Below are 25,323 nucleotides of genomic sequence, written 5' to 3' on the forward strand. Positions count from 1 at the left end.
ACACCTTTCCGAGAAGGAGACGTTCGTCCATGGCCACGGAATTCAAGGTAGAACGCGAACAGGACCTGCCCGCCGCCCCCGAGCAGGTCTGGAAGGCGGTCGCGACCCGCGACGGCAACGTGGGCTGGTTGTACCCCATGGACGTGGAGCCCCGCGTCGGGGGGACCGTGTCCCGGGGGCCCTCCACGGTGTTGGCCTGGGAGCCGCCGCACCGGTTCGTCTGCCGCTATGCGGACGACACCGGCTTCTCGAACACGCTCACCTACCTCGTCGACGAACAGGACGGCGGCGACAGGTCCCACCTGCGGATGAGCATCCACTGGGTGCACGAGGGCGTCCCCGACGCCAACTGGGACACCAAGTCCGACGCGGCCGAGAAGCACGTGGACTTCTACCAGCACAGCCTCGCCGAGTACCTGACGCACTTCGCCGGCCGCACGGCCGCCTATGTCCGTGCCTCCCGGCCCGAACCGACCTCCGACCCGGGCGACTTCGCCTCCCTGCGCCGCCACCTCGGGCTGCCCGACGGCGTCGCCGTCGGTGACGGCGTCAAGATCCGCCTCGATGACGCCCTCGGCGGGCCGCAGAGCGCGGTGGTCGACTACCTGACCGCCGACTTCCTGGGCCTGCGCACGAGCGACGCCCTCTACCGGTTCTTCAACGGCAGCACCTGGAACTGGCCCATCTGGGCGGGACACCACATCTTCGCCGGCCATGTCGACGAGGAGTCGGCCACGCGGGCCTGGAGCGCCTGGCTGGACAAGGCCGTCACCCGGCCCTCTGCTTGAACGAAACACCTGTCGACCCCCGACCCCCCGGAAGACCCCATGGACACCGTGCTGTACAGCGCAGAGCTCGTCCTCGAGGACGGCGAGTACAAGCTCGTCGTCAAGAACCACATACAGGACACCGTGCAGGTGGCATACGTGGCCAAGAAGGCCGTGGAGAAGCTGCCCATGTTCCTGTCCATGCTCCATGCGAAGCAGCTCAGCGGCTGCAGATAACAGGAGCACCGCCCCACCTGCGGCCGTACGCATGCAGATGCCGAGATCGGGTCGGCGATCACCGGGCCGAGGGCGTCACCGGAGCCGGATCCGTAGCCACCGGGTGCGGCGGCCTGATGGACCTCCTGGCGTAGTGGACGCACGCCGACGGTGAAGTCGCCGCCGACTCCTGCCGTACGGTTGAAGCGGCCCGACCACGGACCGGCAGCGTTGACCACGACCGGGGTCGTGATCCGGCTGCCGTCGGCGAGCCGGACGGCGGAGACCCTCCCTGCGCGCCGGTCGACACCGACGACGGTGCGATGGAACAGGAAGCGTGTACTCAGTCGGGCCGCCGCGTCGGCCAAGTTCTGCGCGGCCAACTGGGGATCGTCGACGAATCCGGCGTCAGGCGTGAACAGGGCGCCCAGTTCGCCCCGGGGTTCGGCGAAGAACGACTCGTCGCGCACCGGCTTCGGGGGCCAGTACCGGCCAGGGTCGATGCCAGGGAGGCGGCTCCGCAGCGTCGCAGCGTCCCAGCGCTCGTACGGCACACCGATCCGGTCGAACTAATCGACCACGGTCGAGATACGGGACACGGGGGAGTCGAGCAGCACGGCTCCGGTCCGCCGGAACCTCGCCAGGGTGCCGGCGCCGCCGTGGCCCAGGTGCGAGTCCCAGTCGCTCCAGATGTGGGCGGCCTCCCAGGCCGTGGCAACGCCGTCCCAGGTGGAGAAGTCGAAGTGGACGATCGCGCTTGAGGCACTGGTCGATCCATGCCCGGCACTGCCCGACTTGTCCACGACAACGACCCGGCGGCCGGTGCGTGCCAGCTCGAGCGCGACGACGGCTCGCGGTGGCACGCGCCGCACGACGGGCGATTCACCCCTCGCCGCCCTTCGTGTTCTCGTCGTCCACGATCTCGGCGTCGACGACTTCGTCCTCCGCGGCCCGGGCACCAGGGGCACCGGCCCCGGTCGAGCGGGCCTGGGCGTCGGCGTACATGGCCTGGCCCAGCTTCTGCGAGACGGCGGCGACCTTCTCGGTGGCGGTGCGGATCTCGGCGGTGTCCTCGCCCTTGAGCTTCTCCTTCAGCTCGGCGACCGCGGTCTCGACCTCGGTCTTCACCTCGGCCGGGACCTTGTCCTCGTTGTCCTTGAGGAACTTCTCGGTCTGGTAGACGAGCTGCTCGCCCTGGTTGCGGGTCTCGGCTGCCTCGCGGCGGCGGTGGTCCTCCTCCGCGTACTTCTCGGCCTCCTCGCGCATCCGGTTGACCTCGTCCTTCGGCAGCGAGGAGCCGCCGGTGACGGTCATCTTCTGCTCCTTGCCCGTGCCCAGGTCCTTGGCGGTCACGTGCATGATGCCGTTGGCGTCGATGTCGAAGGACACCTCGATCTGCGGGACACCGCGCGGGGCCGGCGGCAGACCGGTCAGCTCGAACATGCCGAGCTTCTTGTTGTACGCCGCGATCTCACGCTCGCCCTGGTAGACCTGGATCTGCACGGACGGCTGGTTGTCCTCGGCCGTGGTGAAGATCTCGGAACGCTTGGTCGGGATCGTGGTGTTGCGCTCGATCAGCTTGGTCATGATGCCGCCCTTGGTCTCGATACCGAGGGACAGCGGGGTGACGTCGAGGAGCAGGACGTCCTTGACCTCACCCTTGAGGACACCGGCCTGGAGGGTGGCGCCGATGGCGACGACCTCGTCCGGGTTCACACCCTTGTGCGGGTCTTTGCCGGTCAGACCCTTGACGAGCTCGGTCACCGCGGGCATGCGGGTCGAGCCGCCCACCAGGATCACATGGTTGACGTCGGAGACCTTGATCCCCGCGTCCTTGATCGCGTTGTGGAACGGGGCCTTGCAGCGCTCGAGCAGGTCCGCGGTCAGCTGCTGGAACTGGGCACGGGTGAGCTTCTCCTCCAGGTGCAGCGGGCCCTCGGCGGACGCCGTGATGTAGGGCAGGTTGATCGTCGTCTCGCTCGCGGCCGACAGTTCGATCTTCGCCTTCTCGGCGGCCTCCCGGAGCCGCTGCGTGGCCATCTTGTCCTTGGACAGGTCGACGCCGTACGCGTTCTTGAACTGTTTGACCAGATGGTCGACGATCCGCTGGTCCCAGTCGTCGCCGCCCAGGTGCGTATCGCCGTTGGTGGCCTTGACCTCGACCAGTCCCTCGCCGATTTCCAGCAGTGAGACGTCGAAGGTGCCGCCACCGAGGTCGAACACGAGGATGGTCTGGTCGTTCTCCTTGTCCAGCCCGTAGGCGAGCGCCGCGGCGGTCGGCTCGTTGATGATCCGCAGGACGTTCAGGCCCGCGATCTCCCCGGCCTCCTTGGTCGCGGTGCGCTGGGAGTCGTTGAAGTACGCCGGGACGGTGATGACCGCGTCCGTCACGTCCTCGCCGAGATACGCCTCGGCGTCCCGCTTGAGTTTTTGAAGCACCCGTGCGGAGATCTCCTGCGCCGTGTAGCGCTTGCCGTCGATGGTGCCGCTGTCCGGGAAACGCCACTGAGCCTCGCCCATGTGACGCTTGACCGACCGTGCGGTGCGGTCGACGTTGGTCACGGCCTGCCGCTTGGCGACCTCACCCACGAGTACGTCACCGCTCTTGGCGAAACCGACCACCGACGGAGTGGTCCGGGCGCCCTCGGTATTGGTGACGACTGTGGGCTCGCCGCCCTCCAGAATGCTGACGACCGAGTTCGTCGTTCCGAGATCGATACCCACCGGACGTGCCATGGTCATCTCCTCAGCCTGTGGTCCATTTCTGGATAAATCGTGTCCCTGCGCCTGTCAAGATGTCCTCGTCAGGGGCGCGGCCGGACTGCCCGGCCGTCGGATCTCGGCCTCGCGCCGTAAGGTGAGGTAGGGGCACGAAGGAATCCACTGGAGCGGTCATGCCCGATCACCGCACCGATTCGCCCGACAATGCACAGGATCTCCTGAACACCCTCGGGCGGCTCGTCGACCAGGCCGTGGAGCGGATCAAGCTCCAGCGGGCTCGGGTGGAGCTGGCCATGGCCCTGCAGAGGCACCTGCTGCCGCAGGAGCTGCCGCAACTGCCCGGCCTGCGGATCGCGGCCCGGTACGCGCCCTCGCAGGACGGCCTGGACGTCGGCGGCGACTGGTACGACGCATTCCTGATGACGGACGGGTCGGTCGGCATCGCCATCGGCGACGTACAGGGCCATGACATGGAAGCCGTGGCCTTCATGGGGCAGGTGCGTACGAGCCTGCGGGCACTGGCCCGCACCGCGACGGATCCGGGCGAGGTGTTGAGCCACGCCAATGACCTGCTGCTCTCGATGGGCTTCGGCCTCTTCGCGACCTGCTGTTTTCTCCGCTTCGACCCGTCCAGCGGCGACCTCGTCCTCTCCCGGGCCGGTCATCTTCCGCTGGTCTGGGCCGGCGCCGACGGCCGTTCGAGCATCACTCTCGATCATGGTGGCCCGCCTCTCGGGATCCTGCCCGGCGAGCGGTATCCGGTGACCCGCCGACGGTTGACGGAGCCGGGCTCCCTGGTCCTGTTCACCGACGGAGTCGTGGAAGGACCGTGCTACCCCATGGAGGAGGGGCTGTCAGAGGTGGCCCGGCTGGTGCGCGCCGGATACGACACGAATCCCGATGACCTGGCCGCCGCAGTGATCAAAGTGGCCGATCTGACGGGGCACAGTGACGATGCCGCCGTCCTCGTTGCCCGCTACGACGGCATACCGGGACGGCAGGACTGGTGATATGTCCGAGTCATGGCGAAATATAGGCTGGGCCAATGACTGCTGTGGTGCGTCACGAGGACATCAGGCGCTGGGCCGCAGCCGCACTGTGGAGCCTCGTCGTGGCCGCCGTCTACTACGGAGCCGGCAGACTGGGGCTCCTTCAGCAAGTGGTGCGCGGCCAGGTCACACCACTGTGGCCGCCGACCGGTGTGGCGCTGGCCGCCTTGCTCGTCCTCGGTCTGCGGATCTGGCCGGGAATCATGCTCGGTGCGCTGCTCGTCAACGCCCCCTTCGAGCCGGTCCTCGCCGTGCCGGCCATCGTCGCGGGGAACACCGTCGCACCGGTCTGCGCCTTTCTGCTGCTGCGACGTGCGGGCTTCCACAACGAGCTGGACCGGCTACGGGACGCGCTGGCCCTGGTCTCCCTCGGAGCCCTGGGCGGGATGCTGATCAGCGCGACCGTGGGCAGCGGCGCACTGGCGCTCGCCGGTGCGGTGCCGCCAGGCGACTTCTGGCAGACGTGGTCGGTGTGGTGGACGGGTGACGCGATGGGCGTACTCGTGGTCACACCGTTTCTCCTCGTCCTCCGCAGGGCCCACTGGCCCCCGCACGCCGGACGACGCCGGTGGGCCGAGGCGGCGGCGCTTCTGGTGAGCACCCTCGCCGTCACGGTCCTGGCGACGAGCGGCCGCAGTGCTTCCCTGCTCTTCCTTGTCTCCCCGTTCTTGATCTGGGCCGCGTTCCGCTTCCGGCTGCCCGGAGCCGCGCCCTGCGCGTTGGCCGTGTCGACGCTGGCGATTTTTGCCGCCGTCCGCCGAGTCGGCCCGTTCGCCGATCAGGCCCTCTTCGTCAACATGGTCACGCTCCAGGCCTTCAACGGCGTCACGGCGCTGACGGCGCTGCTGCTCGCGGCGGTCATCACCGAGCGGGACCACACCCATGAGGAGATCAAGCGGATCTGCGCACGGCTCGCCGAGATGGTGGCCCATGCGGAGCCGCGTCCGTCTACGTACGAGTGGCCGCCGCCCGAGGACGACGAAGGGCGAGAAGGCGACCGCTAGTGCTAGTGCTGTGGCCGGAAAGGTTTGCCGGGAAGCTCGCGGCTCCCCCAGCTACCTCCCCCAGCTACCGCTGGGGGTGCCCCCCAGGTGCGGTGCATCGCAAGGCGGAGCATCGCAGCTCGTACTAGGCCGTACTCGCGCGATGTGACAACGCAGCGAGGTGCCGTGCCGGGCGTCGCGAGCCGGTGAACCTTTCCGGTCACAGCGCTAGGGGTGTCGCGCTCACGGCGCGATGTTGTGGTTCAGCCGGAACAGGTTCGCCGGGTCGTAGCGGCGCTTGACCTCGACCAGGCGGTCGTAGTTGTGCCGGTAGTTGATCCGGACGCGGTGCTGGTCGTCCACATCCATGAAGTTGACGTAGCCGCCCTCTTCGGAGTGCGGCTCCAGGGCCGCCGAGTACGCGCGGGTCCAGGCGATGTTGGCCTCGCGGTCCGCCCCGTTCGGGAAGCTCGGCCCGAGCGCGGTGGCGAAGTTCGCGTCGCGGTAGGCGAAGGCGGTGTCCTTCGGACCCTGGACATGGCAGGCGCCGTCGACCGGGAAGACCATGGTCACGCTCTCCGGGCTGGGCAGCGTCTCGCCGAAGCGGAGGTGCACATCAATGGCCCCGTCCGTCAGCCGGCGGCTGAAGTGGCCCTTCCAGTAGTGGTGGAGCCCGGGCGGCAATTGCTCGTCGAAGAGGGTGTTGATGACCGGATACGGGATACGGTCCATGAACTGGCCCAGCACCGGGCCCAGTTCGCCGAGCCGGGCGCGGATCCGCTCGTCGTCCTGCAGCGGCCCCGTCCAGCAGGTGATCACCGCGATCAGCGGCCGCCCGTGCCACTGCTTCGGGAGGAACGGGACCTGCGGGCCGAGCAGCACCGCGAGCAGGACGCCCAGGTTCTCGTCATGCTCGGCGATCAGCTCACGGTAGGCGCGCATCACGTCCGCCTCGGGCGGGTAGAACGTGGGCCCGCCGAAGACGCTGTCCACCGGGTGCAGCTGGTACTCGAACGACGTGACGACCCCGAAGTTGCCTCCGCCGCCGCGCAGGGCCCACATCAGGTCGGGGGCGCGGTCGTCCGAGCATGTCGTGAAGGTGCCGTCGGCCAGGACGACATCCGCGGACACCAGGCTGTCGCAGGCCAGACCGTAGCGGCGATTCAGATGGCCCAGTCCGCCGCCCAGGGTGAGTCCGGCGATGCCCGTGGAGGAGACCACACCGCCGGTGACGGCCAGGCCGAAGGCATGGCCCGCGTGATCGAGGCCGGCCCAGGTGCAGCCGCCCTCGGCCCGCGCCCGGTGCGTCTCGGGGTCGACGCGGATACCGCGCAGCCGGCCCAGGTCCAGTACCAGTCCGCGGTCGCAGGTGCCGTGGCCGGGGATGCTGTGACCGCCGCCGCGCACCGCGAGCAGCAGTTCCCGGTCCCGGGCGAAGTTCACGCCGGCGATGACGTCGGCCACGTCCGCCGCGCGGACGACAAGGGCAGGCCGTCTGTCGTGCATAGCGTTGTAGACCTTGCGGGCCTCGTCGTAGTCGGCGTCGCCCGGCAGGACGATCTCTCCATGTACCGCCTCGCGCAGCCGCGCGAGGGCCCGGCCGTCCAGTGCGGTCGTCATTGCCATGATCGCCGCCGTCCTCGCCCGCGCATCCGCTCCTCTCAGCGTACGCGCGGCCTACGGTGGGGCCGCGATCCCGCGACCGTCACCCGTGGAGCGTCGCCTCCCCGGTGACCCGGATACCGGTCTGCTCTCCGGGGCGTACCGGGACCGGGCCGGCCACGCGGACGTCGACCGGGGTGTCCAGGCCGTCGACGGCCACGGTGACCATCGCGTCATGGCCGTAGAAGCAGACGTCGGTCACCGTGCCGCGCGCGCCGGCTGACGCCGGGTCGGTGAGGTGGAGCTGTTCGGGGCGCAGCAGTACCGTGCCCGCACGCGGTGCGGTCACACCGGCGGCAAGGGGGACCGGGCCCAGGGGAGTGGTGGCGGTGCCGTTCTCGGCCGTGCCGGCGACCAGGACCGCGTCACCGACGAAGCCGGCCACCCAGGGGTCGGCGGGGCGCCGGTAGACCTCCTGGGGGGTGCCGCACTGGGCGACTCTGCCGCCCCGGACGACAGCGACGAGGTCCGCGGTGGACATGGCCTCCTGCTGGTCGTGGGTGACCAGGACCGCGGTGGCTCCGGTGGCGCGCAGGGCGGCGCGGACATCGGCGCGCACGCCTGTGCGCAGGGCGCTGTCGAGGGCGTTGAAGGGTTCGTCGAGCAGGACCAGGGCGGGTTGCGGGGCGAGGGCGCGGGCCAGGGCGATGCGCTGCTGCTGGCCGCCGGAGAGTTCGTGCGGCATCCGGTCGCCGTATCCGGTCAGCCCCACCAGGTCCAGCATCTCCTCCGTACGGCGGCGCCGTTCGTCCCGGTCGAGTCCGGTGATCCCGAAGGCGACGTTGCGGGCGACACTCAAGTGCGGGAAGAGCGCGCCCTCCTGCGGGACGATGCCGATGCGTCGGCGCTCCGGCGCGAGGTGCACGCCGGGGGCGACGAGGGTGCGGCCGCCGACCGTGACGGTGCCGGCGTCGGCGCGCAGGAAACCGGCGATGATGCGCAGCATGGTGGTCTTGCCGCAGCCGGACGAGCCGAGTACGGCGGCCAGGGCACCGCCGGGGACGGTGAGGTCGAGTCCGTCGAGGACGGCCGAGCCGGGGCCGTAGGCCTTGGCCAGGCCCTCGATCCGAAGGTCTGTCATGTCCGGTGTCTCCCGAGGAGGTAGGAGGGGACGGCGGCGAGCAGGATCAGCGCGGCGGCGTAGGGGGCGGCAGCCGCGTACGACCCGGCGCCTGTCTCCGTCCACAGGCGGGTGGCGAGGGTGTCCATGCCGGTGGGGCGCAGCAGCAGGGTGGCGGGGAGTTCCTTCATGCAGACCACGAAGGTCAACGCGGCCCCGGCGGCGACCCCGGGTGCGGCGAGCGGCACGGTGACCTCGCGCAGTACGCGCAGGGGCGTACGGCCGAGGGAGCGGGCGACGTCCTCCAGCACGGGCGGGGCCTGGAGGACGGCGGCGCGGGTGGCGGCCACCGCGACGGGGAGGAAGAGGACCGCGTAGGCGCAGACCAGCAGGGGGAGTTGCTGGTAGAGCGGATAGGCGTAACGGACCGCGAAGAACACCAGGGCGAGCGCGACGGTGATGCCGGGCACGGCGTGGCCCGCGTAGGCGGCCTGTTCCAGCAGGTGCGCGATCCGTCCCCGGTACCGTGCGGCGATGACGCCGACGGGCAGGGCGAGGAGGGTGGTGAGCGCGGCTCCGGCGGCGGCGACGCCGAGCGTGGTGGACGCGGTGTCGGCCAGCGCGGCGGGGTCCCAGGTGGCGGAGGAGCCGACGGCCAGCCAGTAGCCGAGAGTCCCGATGGGGAACGCGACGGCCACGGCGGTGACGGCGGAGCACCACGCCAGGGCGGGGATGCGCAGCCGGCCGAGCGGGGCGGGGGCGGCGGGGCGGGCGGTGCCCGTACCGGTCCTGGCATGGCCGGCGCGGCCGCGGGTGCGTGCCTCCCCGGCGACCAGGGCGACGGTCATGATGACGAGGACGGCGCTGAGCGCGGCGGCCGGGGTGCGGTCGAAACTGGCCCGGTACGAGGTGTAGATGCCGCGGGTGAAGGTGTCGAACCGCATCAGGGAGACCGCGCCGAAGTCGGAGATCACATACAGCGCGACCAGCAGTCCGCCGCCGGCCGCCGCGGGTCGCAATTGCGGAAGGGTGACGCGCAGGAACGTACGCACGGGGCCGAGTCCCAGTGAGCGGGCCACCTCCTCCTGCGCGGGGTCGGTGCCGCGCAGCGCGGCGGCGACCGGCAGATAGACGTACGGGAAGCTCACCATGGTGAGGGCGAGCGCAGAGCCGGTGAAGCCGGCGAGGTCCACGGACAGCCAGGCGAACGCGGCCACATAACTGGGCACGGCGAGCGGCAGGGTGACCAGTACGGACCAGGCGCGGGCCCCGGGCAGCGCGGTGCGCACGGTCAGCCAGGCCAGGGACACGCCGAGCACCAGGCAGGCGGACACGACGACGGCGGTGAGCCCGAGGCTGCGGCCGAGCAGCAGGACGGTGCGCTCGTCGGCGACGATGTCCCAGGCGTGGCCGGGGCCGTGTTCGAAGGCGCGTACGGCGAGATAGCCGAGCGGCAGCACCGCCAGCACGGCGGCCGCGCACGCGGGTACGAGGAGGACCCAGGAGGGTCTGCTTCCGGCGCGCCCCCGCCCGGTCGGCGCAACGGCGCCTGCCGGGCGGGGGGTTCGGCCCTGCCGGACGGGGGAATCCGGTGTACGCACGAGGGATCAGACCATTCCGACGTCCTGGAGCATGGCCAGGGTGTCCTTGAGCGAGTCGAGCTTGCCGAGGTCGATCCTGGGAGCCTGGAGGGACTCCAGCGGCGGCAGGTCCTCGGTCTTGCTCTTCACGCCCGAGGCCAGCGGATACTCCTTGGTCTCGTCGGCGAAGTAGTGCTGGGCCTCCTCGGAGAGCAGGAAGTCCACCGCCTTCCGGGCGTACTTGTTCTGCTCGGAACTCTTGACGATCCCCACACCCGCCACGTTGACCAGGGCGCCGGGGTCGCCGCCGGGCAGGAAGTGGATCCTGGCCTTGACCTTGTCCTTGCCCTCCTCGGCGACCTTCTCGTACCAGTAGTAGTGGTTGAGCAGGCCGAGGGATGCCTTGCCGGAGTCGACGGCCTCGAGCACCTCGTTGTTCTTCTCGTACGGTTCGGCGTTGGCCTTCAGGCCCTTCAGCCAGGTGCGGGTGGTGTCATCGCCCTCGAGGACGCGCATGCCGGTGACGAACGCCTGGAAGGAGGCATTGGTGGGGGCGTAGGCGATCTTGCCCTTCCACTCCGGCTTCACCAGGTCATGGACGCTGTCCGGGGGCGTGGCCACCTTCTTGGGGTTGTACGCGAGGACGCGTGCGCGCCCGCTGACACCGGCCCAGTCATCGGCAGCGCTGCGGTACGCCGGGTCGACCTTGTCGAGGGTCGCCTGGGGCAGCGGGGTCAGACGGCCTTCGTTGGAAAGCGCGCCGAGCGCTCCGGCGTCCTGTGAGAGGAACAGGCCCGCCTCGGTCTTGTCGCCCTCTTCGAGGAGCTGCGCCGAGAGTTCGGCGCTGTCGCCGTAGCGGACCTCGATGGTGGTGCCGACAGACTTCTCCATCTTCTCGATGAGCGGCCCGACGAGATTCTCGTTGCGGCCGGAGTAGATGACCAGTCCGGCCGGCTCGCTGCTGCAGGCCGCGAGGGCGGGGAGGAGCAGGGCCGCCGCGGTGAGCGCGGTGACCGTGCGGGCCAGGGGGCGTCGCATGGAGATGCCTTCCGGAGAACGTATGAACACCGTATAGATAAGGTAAAGCTAACCTAATGGTCAAGTGCGCGTGTATAGCGGCCTGGTAACGCTCCGGAGGCTGAATCGTGACTTCACATGTAGGTTAGGCTTACTTAAGATGCGCCCGTGAAGCACCACCACGACCTGTGTCCCGCCATCGGCACCGTCCCCTTTGCCAGAGATCTGGCGGACCACGGTGACCGAACGGCCGTCATCACCTCCGACGGCACGATGACCTACCGAGAGCTCGCCGCCCGTGTGGAGGCCACCGCCCGGAAACTGGGCACCGAGCGGCGACTTGTGCTGCTCGCCGGGGCCAACGACCCCGAAGCCCTGGTCGTCTATCTCGCCGCGCTGTCCGCGGGTCATCCCGTGCTCCTGGTCCCGGGCGGCAACGACGAAGCCCTCCGGTCACTGACGGCCGCCTACGACCCGGACGTTGTCGCCCGCCCGGACGACGGCGAGTGGGTGATCGACGAACGGCGCGTCACGTCCGCACACACGCTCCACCCCGATCTCGCCCTGCTGCTGAGCACTTCGGGCTCGACCGGTTCCCCCAAGCTGGTCCGGCTGTCGCATGACAACCTCCAGGCCAATGCCGAGTCCATAGCCATGTACCTGGGCATACGCGACAGCGACCGTGCGGCGACGACACTGCCGATGCACTACTGCTACGGCCTCTCCGTCATCAACAGCCATCTGCTGCGCGGAGCGGGACTGGTACTCACCGGTCTCTCGGTGGCCGACACCTGCTTCTGGGACCTCTTCCGGGCCGGCCGGGGCACGTCATTCGCCGGTGTCCCCTACACCTTCGACCTGCTCGACCGGGTCGGCTTCGACGGCATGCGGCTGCCGCACCTGCGGTACATCACCCAGGCCGGCGGCCGACTGGCCCCCGAACGGGTGGCCCGGTTCGCGGAGCGCGGACTCCGCGACGGAAGAGACTTGTTCGTGATGTACGGGCAGACGGAGGCGACGGCCCGCATGGCCTATCTGCCGCCGGAGCTCGCCGCGTCACGTCCCGAGGCCATCGGCATCCCCGTCCCCGGCGGCTCGTTCCGTCTCGACCCTCACCCCGACTGGCCCGGCCGTGACACCGGAGAGCTGGTGTACACCGGCCCCAACGTCATGCTCGGCTACGCCGAAAGCCCGTCCGATCTCCGCCTGGGCCGTACCGTCGAGGAACTCCCCACCGGCGACATCGCCCGCCGCGCCGACGACGGGCTGTACGAAGTCATCGGCAGGCGCAGCAGTTTCGCCAAGATCCTCGGCCTGCGCGTCGACCCGCAGCAGGTGGAAACCATGCTCGAACGGCACGGCATCCCCGCCTGCTGCCTGGGCGCCGACGACGAACTCGTCGTGGCCGTCACCGGGGACGCGGACGCCACGCACATCCGCCGCCTGGTCGCCGCCGAGTGCGGCCTGCCGCCGAGCGCGATACGTGTCCTCGTACTCACCGAACTGCCCCGACTTGCCTCGGGAAAGCCCGACTACCGCGCCGTACGCGAACTCACCCACGACGACACGCCCGGCACCCGGCATGAGCAGGCCGGCCCGGCGGCCGGCTCGGACCCCGTGGACCTGTGCCGGCTCTACGCCGAGATCCTCGACCGCACGGATGTCACGGAGGACAGCAGCTTCGTCGGCCTCGGCGGCGACTCGCTCAGCTATGTCGAGATGTCCCTGCGGCTCGAAGAGACCCTCGGCCATCTGCCCGCCGACTGGCACACGCTCCCCATCCGCGAACTCGAACCCGCCCCACGGCCGGCGCGGTCATGTCGCCGCCGCACCGTCGAGACCGGTGTCGTCCTGCGCGCCGTCTCGATCGTCCTGATCGTCGGCTCGCACATCCACCTCTTCGGCATCAAGGGCGGAGCCCATCTGCTGCTGGCGGTGGCCGGGTTCAACTTCGCCCGCTTCCACCTCACCTCGGAGGAACACCGCGACCGCATCCGGCATCTGTGGCGCAGCATCGCCGGCATCGCCGTACCCAGCGTGGTCTGGATAGCGCTGGTGCGGCTCCTCACCGACGAGTACACCATTGCCACCCTCCTCCTGTACGAGACCGTCGTGGGCCGGCCGGACGGCGGGACGCCCCACTTCTGGTTCATCGAGGCCCTGCTCTACATCCTGGTCGCGGTCGCGGCCCTGCTGGCCATACCCGCGATGGACCGCCTGCAGCAGCGGTTCGCCTTCGGGTTCCCGATGGCGCTCATGAGCCTCGGCCTGGTCACCCGCTACGACCTGTTCGGCATCGGCGCCCACGACCGGCTGCCCTCCGCGGCCGTCGTCCCCTGGCTGTTCGCACTCGGCTGGGCCGCCGCGAAGGCCGCCTCGTGGAGGCAGCGGCTGATCGTGACGGTGGCAGCCGTCGCCACCGTGCCCGGCTTCTTCCAGGACGAGCCCTGGCGTGAGGTCCTGATCATCGCCGGGTTCGCACTGCTGGTGTGGGTCCCGAGCCTGCCGTGCCCCCGGCTGCTCAGCCGGGTGGCCGGAGTGCTGGCGACCGGCTCGATGTACATCTACCTCACGCACTGGCAGGTGTTCCCGCGACTGGAGGGCCAGTTCGCGGTGGTGGCGCTGCTCGCCTCACTGGCCTTCGGTGTCGGCTACGCGGCCATGGCGACGCGCGCGACGCGGTGGCTGCACACCGTCAGATTCCGGGCCCCGGCCGTCCGGGTCCGCTGACCGGGAACGTTCCCGTCCCGCGGGAGCCCGGCACGACCAGCCCTGTTTCCGGCCCCGGGGATCAATGGAAACGTGGTTGGCACTGAGATTGATCACGGTCTCTGAGCTGGCGCGGAGAGGCTGGTCGGCTCCTTCGCGCTTCCCGGCGCCTGTTCCGGGAGGCCTCTGACAACACCGGACCGGCTTCCTGGCCGGTCCCTGCCCCCACCCCAGACGTGGCCTCGGCTCGCGGGCCGCCGGCCCCAGCCGGCTGCTCAGTCGAGTGGATCCACTGGGTCGATGATCCGGTACCCCACGCCGGGCGTGGTGGCGATGACCGGAGGGCCGCCGAGTTTGCGACGCAGGCGGCTGATGGTCACCGTGACGGTGTTTGTGAACGGGTCGGCGTGTTCGTCCCAGACCTGCTCAAGGAGGTCCTCCGTGCTGAGGAAGGCAGGGCTTGCGCTCAGGAGGGCTTCGAGTACCGCGAATTCCTTGACGGAGAGGTCTAGTTGGCGCCCGTCGCGACTGACGGTGCGGCGCATTGGGTCGAGTTCGATGCCCGCCGCGCTCAGGGTGCGGGACCGGGCGGCGGGGCGGCGGCGAGCCAGGGCGCGGATGCGCAGGACGAGTTCGGGGAAGTGGAAGGGCTTGGCGAGATAGTCGTCGGCGCCCAGGGTCAGGCCGCTGACGCGGTCACCGGGCGTGCCTGCGGCGGTCAGCATCAGGACCATCACGCGGCCGTCCCGCTCGGTGATCATCTGGCAGAGGGTGTCGCCGTGGATGCCTGGCAGGTCACGGTCGAGCACGACGACGTCGTACGCGTTGATGTCCAGCTTGGCCGCGGCGTCGAGCCCGTCGTGGGCCACGTCGACGGCCATTCCCTGGTCATGCAGTCCCTCGGCGATGACCTCGGCGAGGGCGCGGGCGTCCTCGACCACCAGGACTCTCAACGCGCCACGTCCGTCTCTGCGCCAGGGGCTTTTGTCGCCCTGTCGTCCGTCCGGGGGATGGTGATGGCGACGCGCAGGCCGCCGTCGGGGCGGGCGCGCAGCTCCAGGGAGCCACTGTGGGCCTCCGCGATGGCCGCGACGATGGAGAGGCCGAGGCCGCTGCCCCGGCCGGTGCCGGTCCGGTCGGCGCCAAGGCGGCGGAAGGGCTGCGCGAGGTCCGCCACCCGCCACTGGTCGAGGACCCGTCCGCTGGACTCGACGACAAGGGACACTGTGCCTCCGTCGTCCCTTCCACCCCCTTCGGCGCGTACTTCGACGCCGATCCAGCCCCCAGAGTCGTTGTGCGTGATCGCGTTGTCGATCACGTTGTCGGCCACGCGGCGCAAAAGGGTGCGGCTGCCCCACACCCACGCGGAGTCGTCGATCCGCTTTTCCCGCACCGTCAGGCCCTTGGCTGCGATGTCCTCGGCCCGTCCGGCCACGGCGGTCAGCACGAGCTGGCCGAGGGCGAGCCGTCCCGTGTCGGTGAACTCGCCGTGCTGGGTGCGCGCCAGGACGAGGAAGCTCTCCAGCAGCCGGTCCACCTGGTCGAGTTCGGTGCGCATCCGTGCGGCCAGGGTGGCTGTGGTCTCGGGGACGGGGCCCGGCTTGGCGAGGGCCACGTCCAGGGAGGCGCGCATCGTGGTGAGCGGGGTGCGCAGTTCGTGGGAGGCGTTGGCGACGAAGAGGCGCTGGGCGTCGAAGGAACCCTCCAGGCGGCCGAGGAGGTCGTCGATGGTGTCGGCGAGGTCCTTCACCTCGTCGCCGGGGCCGTCGATCGCCAGGCGTTCGTGCAGGCTGTCAGCGGTGATCCGGCGGGTGGCCACCGTCATCACACGCAGCGGGCGCAGCACCCGGCCAGCGACGAACCAGCCGAGACCGACCGAGACCACCGCCATGACGCCGAGCGCGATGGCGGACCCGATCAGGATCTGCTGGGACTGGGTGTCGTGCGCCTGGGCCAGCTGCTGCTCCAGTGCCTCGATACGTCCCTGGGCCTGTGCCGGCGTAGCGGGCTGCTCGGTGCCGTTGTCGGGTGCGGCCTGGCTGGAGCTTGATCCTCCGGATGCCGCCACGGCCGCGATGGCGAGCAGTGCCGTTCCCGACAGCAGGAACAGGGCGACATACAAGGCGGTGAAGCGGGCACGGGCGGTGCCACGGCGTAGGCCGAGCCGGGCGGTCAGGCCCGTGAGCCGTCGGGGCAGCTCCCCTTTCATCCGCCTGCTCTCCTCTCGTCACCGCACCAGGACACATACCAGGCCAGGTTAAGCCGAGGTGCCTAACAGCGAGATGACAGTGGCCGTTCGGCTCCTGTAACCCGTGCCGTCTCAGGGTGGCCCCATGAGCAATGAGAGTACGAAGTCCACGATCGAGGTCATCGGTCTGCGTAAACGCTTCGGGCCACAGCTGGCTCTGGACGGGATGACGTTCACCGTGCGCCCCGGACGGGTGACCGGCTTCGTCGGCCCGAATGGTGCGGGAAAGTCCACCACCATGCGCGTCATCCTGGGCCTGGACGCGGCTGACGAGGGCAAGGCCTTGGTCGGCGGGGTGCCGTACCGCACCTTGCGTCGCCCGCTGCGGTGTCTGGGGGCACTGCTCGACGCTTCCGCGCTGCAGCCGAGCCGCACCGCCCGTAACCACCTGCTGTGGCTGGCCCACTCGCAGGGCGTGTCTGCCCGGCGGGTGGACGAGGTCATCGAACAGGCCGGCCTGGGCTCGGCTGCCCGGCGCAAGGCGGGCGGCTTCTCGCTCGGTATGCGTCAGCGCCTGGGGATCGCGGCGGCGCTGCTCGGTGATCCGCCGGTGGTCATGTTGGACGAGCCGTTCAACGGCCTCGACCCCGACGGCATCGTGTGGATGCGCGGCTTCCTGGCAGCGCTTGCCCGGCAGGGCCGCGCCGTCCTGGTCTCCAGCCACCTGATGAGCGAACTCGAAGACACCGCGGACCATCTCGTGGTGATCGGACGCGGCCGGGTCGTCGCGGACACCAGCGTGTCCGAACTGCTCGCCGAGGCGTCCGGCGGCCGGGTCGTCCTGCGTACCTCGGCGTCCCCGCGCGCGGCTCAGATCCTGCAGGCCGCGGGCGCCACCGTGGTCGCCACCGGCCCCGACACCCTCGGCCTCACGGGCCTTCCCGACGAGGAGGTCGTGGCCCTGCTCGCCCGGAACGGGGTGCCGTTCTCGCAGGTGTCCGCACATCGGGCGACGCTCGAAGAGGCGTACATGGAGCTCACCCGGTACGCGGTGGAGTACCGGGGCATCCCGGCGGGGGAGGCTACGCCATGACCGCCACCTCCACCCCTCGTCCCCCAGCCATGAAGCGTGCTGAGCGGATCGGGTTCCTCAGGACACTGCACGCCGAGTGGACGAAGTTCCGTACGGTACGCGGCTGTGTCCTCGCCATGGTGGGGGCTCTCCTGGCGATGATCGTGGTCGGCCTGCTCGGCACGGCCGCCCCCGCCCCCGGCGGACGCGGCGCCGACTCCGCCTCGTACCCGAAGGGCCCCGGCGGCGAGGCAGTCAATGACAGCTTCTACTTCGTCCACAAGAAGCTCACCGGCGACGGCACCCTCACCGTTCCCCTGCGGTCCCTGACCGGTGTGGCCGACACCGGGATTGGCGGCAAGCCGACCAACGGCGCCCAGCCCTGGGCCAAGGCCGGGATCATCGTGAAGGAAAGCCTCACCCAGGGATCCCCGTACGTGTCGGTCGTGGCCACCGGCGGCCACGGAGTGCGCATGCAGTACGACTACACCCACGACACGGCGGGCCCTTCCAACAAGGTCTCCAAGGAGTCCCCGCGCTGGCTGCGCCTGGTCCGCTCCGGCGACAGTCTCACTGGTTACGCCTCCACCGACGGCTCCCACTGGAGCAAAATCGACAGCGTGAAGCTGCCCGGGCTTCCGCACACCGTGCACGCCGGGCTCTTCGCCACGTCACCGGAGGCGAAGCAGGACACCGCGGCGGGCACGGGCTTCAGCCCCGCCGTGGCCACCGGCACCTTCGGCGCCCCTGGCGTCACCGGCGGCTGGTCCCAGGGCGCGTGGAGCGGCACACAGGTGGGCGGTGACGCGGGCACCTCCGGCAGCTACACGAACACCCTCAAGGGCGGCTTCACCCAGACCGGCGACGGCGGCTTCACCGTGACCGGGGCCGGTGACATCGCACCGGTCGTCGGCGGGCCCGTCATGGGCGGCGGCTTCTCCATCGAGAACTTCCTTGTCGGCACGTTCGCCGGGCTCATCGTGGTGATCGCCGTGGGCACGGTGTTCATCACCGGCGAGTACCGGCGCGGTCTGCTGCGTACGACCATGGCAGCAACTCCCCTGCGGGCCAGGGTGCTTGGCGCCAAGGCGCTGACGGCCGGGGGCATCGCGTTCGCCATCGGCCTGGTCGCCGCCGCGATCACCGTCCCCATCGGGGAACGCAGCGCCCTCGGCAGAGGCTTCCATGTCTTTCCCGTCACGTCGGCGACCGAACTGCGCGTCATGGCCGGCACCGGCCTGCTCTGCGCGGCCGCCGCCGTACTCGCCCTCGGCGTCGGCACCCTCCTGCGGCGCAGCGCCACGGCGGTCGCCCTGGTCATCGCGTCGATCGTGCTGCCCTTCCTGCTCGCCACCTCCGGCGTCTTGCCCCCGGACGTCTCCCAGTGGCTCCTGCGGGTAACCCCGGCGGCGGGTTTCGCCATCCAGCAGACCCTGCCGCACTACGCGCAGGTGCTCAGCGTGTACGAGCCGTCGACCGGCTACTACCCGCTGGCACCGTGGGCCGGCTTCGCCGTCCTGTGCGGTTACGCCGCGCTCGGCTTCGGACTGGCCGTGGTACGGCTGCGCAGGAGGGACGTATGAGTTTCCCGAGCAACGCTCGACTCATGAACACGGCGGACGGCACCTGGCGCGGGGACCTCGGCCGAGCCCTGCGCGCGGAGTGGACGAAACTGCGCACCGCAGGGGACGCCGGCAGACTTCTCCTGCTCGCCGTCGCGCTCACCGTGGCTGTCGGCTGCGGCACCGCCAAGGCCGTGAAGTGCCCGGACACGGGGTGCGGCCAAGACGCCGTCAAGCTCGCCCTGACCGGCGTCACTGTCGGGCAGGCGGTCATCACCGTCTTCGCGGTCCTTGCCGTTGGCGGCGAGTACGGAACCGGGATGATCCGCACCACGCTCACGGCGGTGCCGAACCGGCTCACCGTCCTCACCGCCAAGGCGACGGTCATCACCACGGCCGTCCTGGCCTCCGGGACGGGCGCCGTCCTGGTCTCCCTCTTCGCCGGCCGCTACATCCTGCCCGGCAACGGATTCACCGAGGCGCACGGCTACGCCCCGCTGTCCCTGGCCGACGGCCCGACCCTGCGCGCGGCCCTGGGCTCGGTCCTCTACCTCGCCCTGATCGCCCTGCTCGCCCTCGGCGTGGCGACGGCGGTGCGAGGGGCGGCGACCGCCATCGGGATCGTGCTCGGGCTGCTCTACCTCTTCCCGGTCATCACCCAGGTGGTCCACGATCCGGAGTGGCAGCGCCACCTTCAGCAGATCGCGCCGATGACCGCCGGCCTCGCGGTCCAAGCCACCGTCGATCTGCCCGGGTTGCCCATCGGCCCATGGGCAGGCCTGGGCACCCTCGCCGCGTGGGCCGCGTCCGCCATGCTGGCCGGGGGCCTGCTACTTCAGAGGCGTGACGTGTAGCTGCCTCGATCCAGGCCGGAGCGCGGTGGCCACTTCGGGCCGGCCAACGCTCCTGGGAGCGGACCGATAGCAGGTATGTGACGGCCCACACAGGTCCTTGCACCGCTACCCCTGCAGATAGCGGTGCAAGAAGGTGCCGGACATGCGGCGGTACGTACGACAAGCCCGGTCTGCGCGCGCAGGTAGTACTGGTCGACGTGCACCAGTCGGCCCCGGGTCAGAGCCTCGTCGCCCGGGTCGATGACGGGGGTGCAGCCGATGTTGCACGCCTCGGCGACCAGCAGTGCGACCACGCGCCGCATCGCCGTCCTCGCCGCCAAGGCCCCCTCACCGCTCTGACGCTCGCCGCGGGGACCGTCGCGGTGCTCGGGTCTCTGCTGGCCGGTCGCATCGTCCTGCCCGGGAGCGGCTTCACGTCCGGGCCTGGCCAGCCGCTTCTGTGCCTGGCGGACGGACCGACGCTCCGCGCGGCCGTCGGCTCCGCCCTGTACCTCGCGCTGATCGCCCTGCTCGGCCTCGGTATCAGCGTCGCCGTGCGGGACTCCGCAGCGGCCATCGGGGTCGCGCTGGGATTGATCTATCTCTTCCCGGTCGCCATCCGCATGGTCTCCGATCCGGACTGGCAGCGGCGCCTCTTCCAGATCTCGCCGATGAACGCAGGGCCGGCGGTCCAGGCCACCATCGATCCGTCCGGCTGGCCCATCGGCCCATGGGCAGGGCTCGGCGTGCTCGCGGCATGGGCCGCCGCGGCGCTCCTGTGCGGAGGGCCGGTGCTGCGGATGCGCGACGCGTGAGCGGGTCTCAGAGTGCCACCAGCGTCGTCTCGGTGGCCTTGACGCTCGCCCAGACGGCCACCCCGTCCCCGAGGCCCAGTTCCGCGGCTGCCTCGATGGTGATCTCGGCGACGAGGTCGGGGGAGTGCTCCGACGTGATCAGGACCCTCAGCCGGCTGCCGACCGGGGTGATCTCCCGGACCGTGCCCGGCCAGACGTTGCGGGGGCTGCCGGTGGGCCTGTCGCGGTGGACGGACACGGCCTCCGGGGCGATGATCGCCAGCGCCTCGGTGTCCTCGGGCAGCGGGTCGGCCACCGCGAGATGTCCCCCCTCGGGAAGCGCGAGCCCGTCGGCGGTGGCGGTGCCCGGCCAGGCGTTGCGCCCCAGCATCCGGGCGACCCACGGGGAGCGGGGGTGGCGGGTGACCTCGACGGGCGGCGCGTCCTGGAGCGTACGCCCGTTCTCGAGCACCAGCACACGGTCCGCGAGGGAAACGGCCTCCACCGGGTCGTGGGTGACGATCAGACAGACACCCCCGAATCCGTCGAGGTGGCCGCGCAGCATGTGCCGCACCTGGGCGCGCGTGGTCTGGTCGAGGGCGGCGAGCGGCTCGTCCAGCAGCAGCAGCCGGGGCCGGGCGGCCAGCGCGCGGGCCAGGGCGACCCGCTGGGCCTGGCCACCCGAGAGCTGGGCCGGCCTGCGGCCGGCCAGATGACCGACGCCGAGGCGGTCGAGCCACATCTGGGCGGTGCGGCGGGCCTCGGCGCGAGGCACCCCCTGACTGCGCAGCCCGTACGCGGTGTTGGCGCGAGCGCTCAGATGCGGGAACAGTGCGCCGTCCTGGGGCACCCAGGCGACTCCGCGCCGGTGCGGAGGCAGCGCGGTGACATCGGCGTCGCCGAGCCGGATCCGGGCGTGCGCGCGGTCGGTGAGGCCGAGCAGGGCTCGCAGCAGGGTGGTCTTACCGGCGCCGTTGGGACCCACGACGGCGATGGTGGTGCCGGGCTCGGCGTCGAGGACGAGCTGGTTGAAGCCGGTGACGTCGGCATGCAGCGGCCAGCGCTCGAGGGGAACGGCGGGCGGCTCCGGCGGTGCGGCCGGCGTTTCGGCGCCCTCCGTCTGCGGTCCGGGACGCTGCCGCCGGTCCGTGGAGACGCCCGTCCAGCGTCCACGCAGAGCGACCAGTACGGCCATGGCGATGACAAGCAGCAGCAGCGAGACGGAGGTGGCGGCCTCCGGCTGCTCCTGGAGGAGCAGATAGACCTGGAGCGGCAGGGTCTGCGTGGTGCCGGGCAGGTTTCCCGCGAAGGTGATGGTGGCGCCGAACTCGCCCAGCGCCCGTGCCCAGGTGAGTGCGGCACCGGCTGCGAGACCGGGCGCGACCATGGGCAGCGTGACGGTGAAGAAGACCCGCACGGGGGAGGCGCCGAGCGAGGCCGCGGTCTCCTCGTAGCGGGGCCGCAGCCCGGCGAGGGTCCCCTCGAGGCTGATGATCAGGAACGGCATCGCCACGAACGTGGACGCCATCACCGCGCCCGAGGTGTGGAACGGCAGCGTGATGCCGAAGGTGTCCTCCAGCCACGGGCCGAGCAGCCCGCGGCGGCCGAAGCCGAGCAGCAGCGCTACACCGCCCACGGTCGGCGGCAGCACCATGGGGAGCAGTACCAGGGAACGTACAAGTGCCTTGCCGGGAAAGGGAACCCGGGCCAGCAGCCAGGCGAGCGGGACGCCCAGCAGCAGCGAAAGACCCAGCGACCAGAACGAGACCACCAGGGACAGTCTCAGCGCCTGGACGACGCCGGGGCTGGTGAGATGGGCTGCCAGATCGCTCCAGGACGTGCGGACCAGGATGCCGGTCAGCGGCAGCAGCAGGAACGCGATCGCGAGCAGCGCGGGCAGTGCCAGCGTGAGCGGAGGGCGCGGTCGCGAGCGTCTCATGGCGTTTCCAGGGATCGTGCGTCGTACGGATGAAACCGCGAGCGGGCCGCCCTCCCCCAAGCTCTCGGCTTCGCTCGAGCAGGGGGGACCCCATCGGCGGTTCGGCGGGTTACGGCTTCTGGAAGCCTGCGTCCTGAAGGATCTTCTGGCCCTCGGGGCCGCTGAGCCACCGCACGAACTCCGCGGCGGCCTCGGCGTTCTTGGACGCCTTCAGCGGGGCCGCAGGGTACTCGGCGACCGCGTTCTGCGCGTCGGGAATCTCGACCGCGTCGACCTTCTCAGGGGCGCTGTCGGCGTCCGTCTTGTAGACCAGGCCCGCGTCGGCCTCGCCGAGCTCCACCTTGCTCAGCACGGCCCGGACGTTCGGCTCCTGGGAGACCGGCTTCACGACGATCTTCTGGGCGTCCAGGATCTTCTGGCTGTACTTGCCGACCGGTACCTCGGGCGCGGCCAGGACGACCTTGAGCTCGGTGTCGGCGAGATCCCTCAGCTCGTCGATCTTCTTCGGGTTGCCCTCGCCGGTGGCGACGACCAGGCGGTTCTTCGCGATGACGGTGGGGTCGGCGGCGAGCTCGGCCCCCACGCCGTCGATGCTCCTGGTGTCCGCGGTGACCAGGGCGTCGGCCGGGGCGCCCTGCTTGACCTGGGCGACCAGCTCCTGGGACCCGGCGAAGGAGAACGTGATCTTCGTGCCGGGATGGGCCTTCTCGTAGGCGGCGCCCGCGGTCTTGAAGACATCGGTGAGCGAGGCGGCGGCCAGTACGGTCAGCTGGGCCTTCGGGACGGAGGCCGCGCTGTCCTCGGTGGACTTCGGCGTGTCCTTCTCGCCGTCGTCACTGCCGCACGCGGCCAGCGGAACCAGCAGCGCGGCGGTCAGGACCGCGGCGGCGGCGCGGCGGCGGCTGAAGGCGTGGGACATGGTGACTCCTGGATGAGCGGCGGGCAGGCGGAAACAGCCGCCCGAGCGGGAAGGTGCCGCGTCGGGGACGGACGACGCCGCTGAGGAAGAAAAGTGGGCAGGGGGTCAGATGCGGTCGATGTGCACGCTGGTCGACTTCACACGGGCGGTGGCCTGCATGCCGACTTCAAGCCCCAGCTCCTCGACGGCCTCCCGGGTCAGCAGGGAGACCAGTCGGTGCGGTCCCGCCTGGATCTCGACCTGGGCCGCCACATCGCCGAGCTTGACGGAGGTGACGATGCCCGGGAAGGCGTTGCGGGCCGAGGTGTAGGAGGTTTCCTCCTCGTCGTGCCCGTCCTGGGCGAGCTCGACGGAGAAGGCGGCCAGATCGCGGCCGTCGATGAGGCGGCGGCCGCTCTCGTCGCGATGGGTCGCGACGCGGCCCGCGTCGGCCCAGCGTCGTGCGGTGTCGGGACTGACGCCGAGCAGGCGTGCTGCCTGCCCAATCGTGTAGGACTGCATATGCGTCAACATAGGTCGCCTGGGCTCGCATTTACAACCTGTCAGAGGAAGCCTTGTGGCAAATGCGAGCCTCGCTGGAGGAAGATCCAAAGGGTGTGGTCCCGACCCGGACCCGGGTCGCGGCCGTGGCCCGGTGCGGGCGGCCCTGCTGTGCCGACTCGCTATCCGCGTGCCACCGGCCACCGGCCGAGCTCCTCGGGGGTACGCGGGCCGGGCTCGCCCTCCCCGAGCAGCCCCTGTGCGCGCAGCAGCGCCGTGACGGTGATGCTCCAGGGCATCCGCAGCCGGGCGGCGTCGAGCAGCTCCGGCCGGCCCAGCAGTTCCGCGGCCGGCCCGGTGCACAGCCCGTCAGGGGTCAGCACGGCGGCATCGTCGGCCCAGCGCAGCGCGAGGCCCACGTCGTGCGTGGCCATCACCACGGTGGTCCCCGCCGCCCGGAGCCCGCCCAGCACCTCGAGCAGCTGCTCCTGCCCGTGCGGGTCCAGCCCGGCCGTGGGTTCGTCCAGGATCAGCACCCGGGGGCGCATGGCCACCGCGCCCGCGATCGCGGCCCGCTTGCGCTGCCCGTACGACAGCAGATGCGTCGGCCGGTCGCGCAACGCGGCGATGCCCAGCGCTTCGAGCGCCTCCTCGACCCGCGCGCGCACCTCGGCCTCCGGCAGCCCCAGATTCATCGGTCCGAACGACACGTCCTGGCCGACCGAAGCAGCGAAGAGCTGGTCGTCCGGGTCCTGGACGACCAGCTGCACGCTCGTACGCAGCCGGGTGAGCCCCGTACGGCCGTACGCCACCGGCTCGCCGTCGAGCCGCAGCAGGCCGGTCACGCAGCGCAGCCCGCCGCTGAGCAGCCGGAGGAGAGTGGTCTTGCCGCTGCCGTTGTGGCCGAGGAGGGCCAGCGACCGGCCCTTCGGGACGCCGAAGTTCACGCCCTCGATCACCGGTGGGCCGTCCTCGTAGGCGAATCCCGCCTCGACGAGTTCCACGACTGGCTGCTGCGCGGTCATAGGACGAACCTTTCGAGTACGAGGGTGAGCGCGGCGATGGCCGCCAGCAGGGCGGCCGTGGCGCCCAGGAAACGGCCCGAGACCCGCGCCTCGGGCACCAGGACGCGCAGCGTCCCGTCGTAGCCGCGCCCGGCGAGGCCGTTCTGGAGGCGGGCGGCCCGGTCGAAGGCGCGCACGAAGGCCGTCGCGCCGAGCCCGGACAGGGAGCGCCAGGTGGCGGCCCTGGTGGTGTGGCCGAGTCGGGCCGCCTGGGCCTGGCGCACCTGGGTGACCGCGTCGAGCAGCAGAAAACCGATCCGGTACATGACCAGGGCGACATCCACCACGGGGGCGGGTACACCGGCCCGTACGAGCCGTGGCAGCACGTCCGACACAGGCGTTGTGAAGGCGAACAACAGCACCCCGAGCGAGGCCGACGAGGTGCGCAGCAGCAGGTTCGCGGCGTGGACCGGGCCGTCCGGCGCGAGCGACACGAACCCGTGCGCGCCGCCGACCTGGACCAGCAGCGGCAGCGCGCCCGTGAAGCAGAAACCGAGCGGCACGCGGAACGCCCGCCACAGCAGCCGGGGCGCCACTCCGGCCGGGCCGAGCAGCACGGCCAGCGTGGCCGCGCCGACCAGGAGCGCGCCGGGCCAGGGCGGCAGACACACCGCCGAGACGGTCAGGCCCAGGCCGAGGCACGCCTTCTCCAGGGGATGGCGGCCGCGCCAGCGACTGCTGTGCGCCGCCGCGTCGATGGGCAGCACC

The 25,323-nt window shown here is 70.8% G+C and carries 21 protein-coding genes and 1 pseudogene; 9 read left to right on the forward strand and 13 right to left on the reverse strand.

Annotated features, from left to right (window positions below; genetic code table 11):
• Positions 1-29: 29 nt before the first annotated feature.
• Together ABD858_RS30990 and ABD858_RS30995 are read left to right on the forward strand one after the other, a co-directional pair.
• A complete protein-coding gene (locus ABD858_RS30990; RefSeq protein ID WP_345043769.1) occupies positions 30-788 on the forward strand; it encodes an SRPBCC family protein in 759 nt (252 codons plus the stop codon).
• A 39-nt stretch (positions 789-827) separates the two neighbouring features.
• The gene (locus tag ABD858_RS30995) at positions 828-1,004 is read left to right on the forward strand and encodes a hypothetical protein (protein WP_345043772.1); all 177 of its coding nucleotides are present in this window, start codon (positions 828-830) and stop codon (positions 1,002-1,004) included.
• Between the two features lie 131 nt (positions 1,005-1,135).
• Here ABD858_RS30995 and ABD858_RS31000 read toward each other — a convergent pair.
• Both ABD858_RS31000 and dnaK read right to left on the reverse strand, forming a co-directional pair.
• A pseudogene (locus ABD858_RS31000) lies at positions 1,136-1,951 on the reverse strand (NAD(P)/FAD-dependent oxidoreductase); the annotation flags it as partial.
• Positions 1,866-3,719, reverse strand: a complete 1,854-nt coding sequence (gene dnaK, locus ABD858_RS31005; RefSeq protein ID WP_345043775.1) for a molecular chaperone DnaK — start codon at positions 3,717-3,719, stop codon at positions 1,866-1,868. The gene dnaK and the pseudogene ABD858_RS31000, both read right to left, overlap by 86 nt.
• Before the next feature lie 158 nt (positions 3,720-3,877).
• Here dnaK and ABD858_RS31010 point away from each other — a divergent pair, with 158 nt between their 5' ends.
• A complete protein-coding gene (locus ABD858_RS31010; protein ID WP_345043778.1) occupies positions 3,878-4,714 on the forward strand; it encodes a PP2C family protein-serine/threonine phosphatase in 837 nt (278 codons plus the stop codon).
• A 35-nt stretch (positions 4,715-4,749) separates the two neighbouring features.
• Complete coding sequence (locus ABD858_RS31015) at positions 4,750-5,757, forward strand: MASE1 domain-containing protein (RefSeq protein WP_345043780.1); 1,008 nt, start codon at positions 4,750-4,752, stop codon at positions 5,755-5,757.
• 222 nt (positions 5,758-5,979) lie between these two features.
• Here ABD858_RS31015 and ABD858_RS31020 read toward each other — a convergent pair whose 3' ends face one another.
• From ABD858_RS31020 to ABD858_RS31035, 4 genes are all read right to left on the reverse strand, one after another.
• Positions 5,980-7,356 carry an FAD-binding oxidoreductase gene (locus ABD858_RS31020; RefSeq protein WP_345045031.1) on the reverse strand — a complete coding sequence of 459 codons (1,377 nt, stop codon included), beginning with the start codon at positions 7,354-7,356 and terminating at the stop codon, positions 5,980-5,982.
• 85 nt (positions 7,357-7,441) lie between these two features.
• Positions 7,442-8,479: an ABC transporter ATP-binding protein gene (locus ABD858_RS31025; protein ID WP_345043783.1), complete on the reverse strand. Its 1,038-nt coding sequence runs from the start codon at positions 8,477-8,479 to the stop codon at positions 7,442-7,444.
• Positions 8,476-10,059, reverse strand: a complete 1,584-nt coding sequence (locus ABD858_RS31030) for an ABC transporter permease (protein ID WP_425586281.1) — start codon at positions 10,057-10,059, stop codon at positions 8,476-8,478. The genes ABD858_RS31025 and ABD858_RS31030 overlap by 4 nt, the downstream gene beginning before the upstream one ends.
• Positions 10,060-10,065: 6 nt before the next feature.
• Positions 10,066-11,076, reverse strand: a complete 1,011-nt coding sequence (locus tag ABD858_RS31035) for an iron ABC transporter substrate-binding protein (RefSeq protein WP_345043788.1) — start codon at positions 11,074-11,076, stop codon at positions 10,066-10,068.
• 147 nt (positions 11,077-11,223) lie between these two features.
• Here ABD858_RS31035 and ABD858_RS31040 point away from each other — a divergent pair, with 147 nt between their 5' ends.
• On the forward strand, positions 11,224-13,785 hold the full coding sequence (locus tag ABD858_RS31040; RefSeq protein ID WP_345043791.1) for an AMP-binding protein: 2,562 nt from the start codon (positions 11,224-11,226) through the stop codon (positions 13,783-13,785).
• Between the two features lie 254 nt (positions 13,786-14,039).
• Here ABD858_RS31040 and ABD858_RS31045 read toward each other — a convergent pair whose 3' ends face one another.
• Together ABD858_RS31045 and ABD858_RS31050 are read right to left on the reverse strand one after the other, a co-directional pair.
• On the reverse strand, positions 14,040-14,717 hold the full coding sequence (locus ABD858_RS31045) for a response regulator transcription factor (protein WP_345043794.1): 678 nt from the start codon (positions 14,715-14,717) through the stop codon (positions 14,040-14,042).
• Complete coding sequence (locus ABD858_RS31050; RefSeq protein ID WP_345043797.1) at positions 14,714-15,973, reverse strand: sensor histidine kinase; 1,260 nt, start codon at positions 15,971-15,973, stop codon at positions 14,714-14,716. Before ABD858_RS31050 ends, ABD858_RS31045 begins: the two co-directional genes overlap by 4 nt.
• A gap of 124 nt (positions 15,974-16,097) precedes the next feature.
• On the opposite strand from ABD858_RS31050, the gene ABD858_RS31055 reads away from it, so the two are divergent.
• From ABD858_RS31055 to ABD858_RS31070, 4 genes are all read left to right on the forward strand, one after another.
• Positions 16,098-17,045 (forward strand): ABC transporter ATP-binding protein, encoded by a 948-nt coding sequence (locus ABD858_RS31055; protein WP_345043799.1) that lies wholly within the window; start codon positions 16,098-16,100, stop codon positions 17,043-17,045.
• Positions 17,042-18,607: an ABC transporter permease subunit gene (locus ABD858_RS31060; RefSeq protein WP_345043802.1), complete on the forward strand. Its 1,566-nt coding sequence runs from the start codon at positions 17,042-17,044 to the stop codon at positions 18,605-18,607. Before ABD858_RS31055 ends, ABD858_RS31060 begins: the two co-directional genes overlap by 4 nt.
• 23 nt (positions 18,608-18,630) lie before the next feature.
• Positions 18,631-19,440 (forward strand): ABC transporter permease, encoded by an 810-nt coding sequence (locus ABD858_RS31065; protein WP_345043804.1) that lies wholly within the window; start codon positions 18,631-18,633, stop codon positions 19,438-19,440.
• Positions 19,441-19,637: 197 nt separating this feature from the next.
• Positions 19,638-20,234, forward strand: a complete 597-nt coding sequence (locus tag ABD858_RS31070) for a hypothetical protein (RefSeq protein WP_345045119.1) — start codon at positions 19,638-19,640, stop codon at positions 20,232-20,234.
• A 7-nt stretch (positions 20,235-20,241) separates the two neighbouring features.
• Here the strand turns inward: ABD858_RS31070 and ABD858_RS31075 are convergent, their stop codons facing one another.
• The 5 genes from ABD858_RS31075 to cbiQ form a co-directional block, all read right to left on the reverse strand.
• On the reverse strand, positions 20,242-22,152 hold the full coding sequence (locus tag ABD858_RS31075) for an ABC transporter permease (RefSeq protein WP_345043807.1): 1,911 nt from the start codon (positions 22,150-22,152) through the stop codon (positions 20,242-20,244).
• A 109-nt stretch (positions 22,153-22,261) separates the two neighbouring features.
• Positions 22,262-23,071, reverse strand: coding sequence for a molybdate ABC transporter substrate-binding protein (modA, locus tag ABD858_RS31080; RefSeq protein ID WP_345043809.1), 810 nt, complete (start codon positions 23,069-23,071; stop codon positions 22,262-22,264).
• A gap of 105 nt (positions 23,072-23,176) precedes the next feature.
• Positions 23,177-23,572 (reverse strand): TOBE domain-containing protein, encoded by a 396-nt coding sequence (locus ABD858_RS31085; protein ID WP_345043812.1) that lies wholly within the window; start codon positions 23,570-23,572, stop codon positions 23,177-23,179.
• Between the two features lie 161 nt (positions 23,573-23,733).
• Positions 23,734-24,576 (reverse strand): energy-coupling factor ABC transporter ATP-binding protein, encoded by an 843-nt coding sequence (locus tag ABD858_RS31090; protein WP_345043814.1) that lies wholly within the window; start codon positions 24,574-24,576, stop codon positions 23,734-23,736.
• Complete coding sequence (gene cbiQ, locus ABD858_RS31095; RefSeq protein WP_345043817.1) at positions 24,573-25,322, reverse strand: cobalt ECF transporter T component CbiQ; 750 nt, start codon at positions 25,320-25,322, stop codon at positions 24,573-24,575. The genes ABD858_RS31090 and cbiQ overlap by 4 nt, the downstream gene beginning before the upstream one ends.
• Position 25,323 lies beyond the last annotated feature (1 nt).

It is taken from the genome of Streptomyces sannanensis, from assembly GCF_039536205.1.
Classification (GTDB): Bacteria; Actinomycetota; Actinomycetes; order Streptomycetales; family Streptomycetaceae; genus Streptomyces; species Streptomyces sannanensis.